The sequence below is a fragment of the Bradyrhizobium sp. STM 3809 genome, from assembly GCF_000239795.1.
Lineage (GTDB): Bacteria > Pseudomonadota > Alphaproteobacteria > Rhizobiales > Xanthobacteraceae > Bradyrhizobium.
This window is the reverse complement of record NZ_CAFJ01000555.1, coordinates 1-4,254: the sequence shown is the minus strand read 5'-3', so window position 1 is coordinate 4,254 and position 4,254 is coordinate 1. Positions and strand designations below refer to the sequence as shown.

The following is a 4,254-nucleotide window of genomic DNA, read 5'->3' as shown; positions in this document are numbered from 1 at the left end:
AGCATTCGGCCGCCGGCGTCGAAGTCGCGCCATTCGACTCTTGCAATTTCATCTTGCCGCATAGCCGTTGCGACCGCAAATCGGATGATACGACCAAGTGGGATCTGTTGCCGATTGTTGGATTCCAACGCCAAGATAATACGATCGAGTTCGTCTTGCGTGGGACGGCGATTGCGCTCATGTCCTCTTCCGACGAGCCCGAGACGTCCTAGAGCGATCCGGGCGAGATCGATTGGTTCAGTTGACGCAATAATGCCGTGTACCGCGGCGGCGTGAGACAGAATCGTTTTTATATATCCAAGATCGATGCCCACCGTCACAGGGCCTGCTCCCTCCAGCGCGCGCTCCTTTCCGAATTTGATGAGACGCTCTCGATCAAGCTCTGGAAGACGAAGATGCCCAAGTCTTTCGTCCAGGAAGATGAGGCTCGCAGTTTTGGAACGACCGATTTCCTTCCCGACCTCTTCCAAGTCTTGACGATGAAGCCTGATGAGGTCGCCGAAGACCTGGAAATCGCGAGATTTGCGCGTCGTTGTCGGTTCTTGGCGATCGATCCGCCGCTCGATATCGATGCCCCATTCTTCGGCGTCCTTTCGGCGGAGAAATGTCTCGTTGACATATTTCCCCTTTCGTCGGACTTGGGCTCTCCAAGAGCCGGATTTCAGTCTGGTTATAGTTGCCACGCGTGTGCGCTCCGTGTGCACTGAGGCGTCGAAAAGCCGGAAAAAACGTCGCACTATGGCGTAGAATAGAGTGCACACGACGCGACTTAACGAATTGAATTTATTCTAAAAATGCAGACAAATCAATCACATAGATTTGCCGTGGCGCCTATGATGGATTGGACCGACCGGCATTGCCGGGTGTTCCACCGGCTGCTGTCGCGCCGGGCGTTGCTCTATACCGAAATGGTCACGACGGGGGCCGTCATTCATGGCGACCGCAAGCGTCTGCTCGGCTTCGACGTCAGCGAGCATCCGGTGGCGCTGCAGCTCGGCGGCTCCGATCCCCAGGATCTGGCGATTTCGGCCGCGATCGGCGAGGAGTTCGGCTATGACGAGATCAACCTCAATGTCGGCTGCCCGTCGGACCGGGTGAAGGATGGCCGCTTCGGCGCCTGCCTGATGGCCGAGCCCGCGCTCGTCGCGGCCTGCGTCGCGGCGATGAAGCGCGCGGTCAAAATTCCCGTCACGGTGAAATGCCGCATCGGCATCGACGACCAGGATCCGGAGATCGCGCTCGATGCGCTGGCGGATGCGGTCATCGACAGCGGTGCGGATGCGCTGATCGTCCATGCGCGCAAGGCCTGGCTGAACGGGCTGTCGCCGAAGGAGAACCGCGACATCCCGCCGCTCGACTACGACCGGGTGTATCGTCTGAAAGCGCGGCTGCCGCGCGTGCCGGTCATCATCAATGGCGGCATCGGCAGCATCGCAGCGGCGCAAGGCCATCTCACGCATGTCGACGGCGTCATGCTCGGACGCGCCGCCTATCAGGAGCCGTGGCGATTGCTCGACGTCGATCCCATGCTGTTCGGCGAGGCGGGGCCGCAGCGGAGCATGAAGGACGCGATGGCTGCGCTCGAGCCCTATATCGAACGCCAGCTCGCGCTGGGCACGCGGCTGCACGCGATCACGCGGCATCTCGTCGGCGCCTACCACGCCGTGCCCGGAGCGCGCGGTTTCCGCCGGCATCTCGCCGAGCGCGGCGTCAGGCCCGGCGCGGGGATCGAGGTGCTGCGCGAGGCGGTGGCGATGATCGAGGAGCGAGCGCCGGCGGCCGCGCTCGCCTGATCCCGCTAGTCCGGCGGCAGCAGTTCGGCCACGGCCTGGCGCGCGACCGCATTCTCCTCGGGCAGCCCGATCGAGATGCGCAGCCACGTCGCGAAGCCCGGCTGCGCGCGGCCGATGATGATGCCGCGGGCGGCGAGCGCCGCGGCCGCTTCCGCATGCGGACGGCCGCAATCGAAGAACACGAAATTGGCCCGTGAGGCGCTGAAGCGGCGCCCGCGCGCGCGCAGCAGCGCATGCCAAGCCTCGCGCTCGGTCGCGACCTTGACGCTGACATCGTCGACATAGCTGCGATCACCGAGGCTCGCCAGGGCGGCGACGAGGCTCAGCCGGCTCAGGCCGAAGAAGGCGCCGATGCCCATCTGCTTCAGTGCCGCGGCCAGCGGCTGCGGCGCGAGCGTATAGCCGATCGCGAGACTGGCGAGTCCATGGATCTTGGAGAACGTCCTGAAGACAGCGACATTGGCGCCCTCGCGCAGCAGCGGCGTCACGGTGCGGTCGGCGAAATCGGGCAGGAATTCGAGATAGGCCTCGTCGACGATGACCAGCGCGTGCAGCGACAGGGCGCGGACAGCTGCGATGAAGCGCGCGGTGTCGCTGACGGTGCCCGATGGGTTGTGCGGATTGACGAGATAGATGGCGCGCGTCGCGCCATCGACCGCGGCCGCAATCGCGGGGAGGTCGTTCTCCAGCGCCGCGTTCAGCGGCACGCCGATCACCCGGCCGCCGGCCGGCGCCACCGCGTCGACCAGCGCGGTGTAGCCCGGTTCGGAGTAGATGAAGGTGCCGCCGGGGCCGCCCTGCGCGGCGAGATAGAGCCCGAGCACGTTGAGATTCTCGCCGAGCACGATCTGGCCGGCAGGGATGTGTTCGCGCGCGGCGATCGCGGCCGTGAGGTCGATGACCTCACGGCCGGTATAACGGGCGAGGCCGGCGAGGTCGGCCTGGATGGCCGCGACGGCAGCGGGCGAGGGGCCGAACGGAGTTTCGTTCAGGGCAAGCTGGATCGGTTGCGCGCGCAGGCCGTCGGTCATGTCAGACCCTAGGCCGACAGTCGCTAAGCGTGCAAGTCGACGGCCGGCGCGAGCGCAGGCTCAGCTGCGGTCGGGGTAGCCGTGCAGCATCAGCCGGTCGGAGCGGACCTCGATGCGTTCGAGCCGGTCGAGGAAGCTCATGCCGAGCAGGTTGGTCTTCATCTGGCCGTGCGGCACGACCAGCGCCGGCACCGAGCGCTCCACCAGCCTGCCGATCGCCAGCCGGTCGAGCGTCAGCCGGGCCGCCTTGGTGTGGCCGCCGGCGGTCTCGACGTCGACGTCATAGTTCAGCAGTTCGAGCGGCAGGCCCGCGGCCTTGGCGGTCTCCCAGGTCAGCACCACCGAGGTGGCGCCGGTGTCCACCACCATCGGCGCGGTGACGCCGTTGATCTTGGCGCGCAGCGCGAACTCGCCGCCCCTGGTGCGTTCGATCTCGACCGCATTGGTCGGCGTGCTGGCCTTGGCGCGGAAGGCGCGGCTGCGCAGCATGTTCGAGACCGTGTCGCTGGCGAGCGCCGCCTGCTCGGGATCCTTGTAGACGATCACGGCGCTTGCGGTGACCACCATCGTGACGAGGACCAGCGCGACCTTGTTCATGCGCGGCCTCCGATGCAGGCGGAGGCGCTCAGTCGCGCTTGCGCGCCAAGGCGGGCAGTCCGGCGTCCTGCATGCGGGTCGGCAGCCCGTCCATGACGGACAGCCGCTCGTCGCGCGACATGCGGCCCCAGCGCGCGATCTCCGGCAGCGTGCGGCCGCAGCCGAAGCACAGCTTGGTCTTCGGATCGATCATGCAGACGGCGATGCAGGGCGTATCCTGGCTCATGCCGCGAGTTGAAAAGGTTCTGGTCCGGCTTTGCAAGTGCCATCATCTCACAGTCCCGTTCCGGCATTCATGATCGGTTTGCGCAGCAGCCGCCGCCTCTCCTGAGCGGGCGCGGTGGCAGGATCCGGTTGCAGCGGCGGCGCCTCGTCGGACAGCGGCGCCAGCGCCGACATCACCCGCTCCGGCGGGAAGGTGACGATCACCTCGGTGCCGATGCGGACCTTCGATTTCAGCGTGAACGTGCCGCCATGCATCTCGATCAGGTTCTTGGCGATCGGCAAGCCCAGGCCGGCGCCCTGTTCGGCCGACTTGATCGAGTTCGAACCCTGGCCGAACGAGGCGAGCACGATCGGTATCTCGTTCTCGGGGATGCCGGAGCCGGTGTCCTTGACGCTGAGATATTGTCCGCCCGACGCGGTCCAGCCCGCCTTCAGCCAGATCTCGCCGCCTTGCGGCGTGAACTTGATGGCGTTGGAGAGCAGGTTCAGCACGACCTGGCGGATCGCGCGCTCGTCGGCCCACAGCCGCGGCATCTTCTGTTCGAACACCTCGTGAATGGTGATGCCGCGGCTCGACGCCCGCAGCTTCAGGAGGTGATGGCAGTCGG

The 4,254-nt window shown here is 65.9% G+C and carries 6 protein-coding genes; 1 reads left to right on the top strand and 5 read right to left on the bottom strand.

The window, feature by feature from the left end:
* Positions 1-683: site-specific integrase (locus BRAS3809_RS35150; RefSeq protein WP_502685681.1), on the bottom strand; the 683-nt coding region annotated here is incomplete at its 3' end.
* Positions 684-794: 111 nt separating this feature from the next.
* Between BRAS3809_RS35150 and dusA the strand changes: the two genes are divergently transcribed.
* Complete coding sequence (dusA, locus tag BRAS3809_RS25305) at positions 795-1,793, top strand: tRNA dihydrouridine(20/20a) synthase DusA (RefSeq protein WP_083839167.1); 999 nt, start codon at positions 795-797, stop codon at positions 1,791-1,793.
* Positions 1,794-1,798: 5 nt separating this feature from the next.
* On the opposite strand, the gene BRAS3809_RS25300 is transcribed toward dusA, so the two are convergent.
* The 4 genes from BRAS3809_RS25300 to BRAS3809_RS25285 form a co-directional block, all read right to left on the bottom strand.
* Entirely contained in the window at positions 1,799-2,824 is a 1,026-nt protein-coding gene (locus BRAS3809_RS25300; RefSeq protein ID WP_008964872.1) for a pyridoxal phosphate-dependent aminotransferase, read from the bottom strand.
* Between the two features lie 60 nt (positions 2,825-2,884).
* A complete protein-coding gene (locus tag BRAS3809_RS25295; RefSeq protein ID WP_008964871.1) occupies positions 2,885-3,421 on the bottom strand; it encodes a TIGR02281 family clan AA aspartic protease in 537 nt (178 codons plus the stop codon).
* Between the two features lie 28 nt (positions 3,422-3,449).
* Entirely contained in the window at positions 3,450-3,647 is a 198-nt protein-coding gene (locus BRAS3809_RS25290) for a DUF1289 domain-containing protein (protein WP_035658443.1), read from the bottom strand.
* Between the two features lie 47 nt (positions 3,648-3,694).
* A partial coding sequence (locus tag BRAS3809_RS25285) for a sensor histidine kinase (protein ID WP_035658440.1) occupies positions 3,695-4,254 on the bottom strand: 560 nt, incomplete at its 5' end.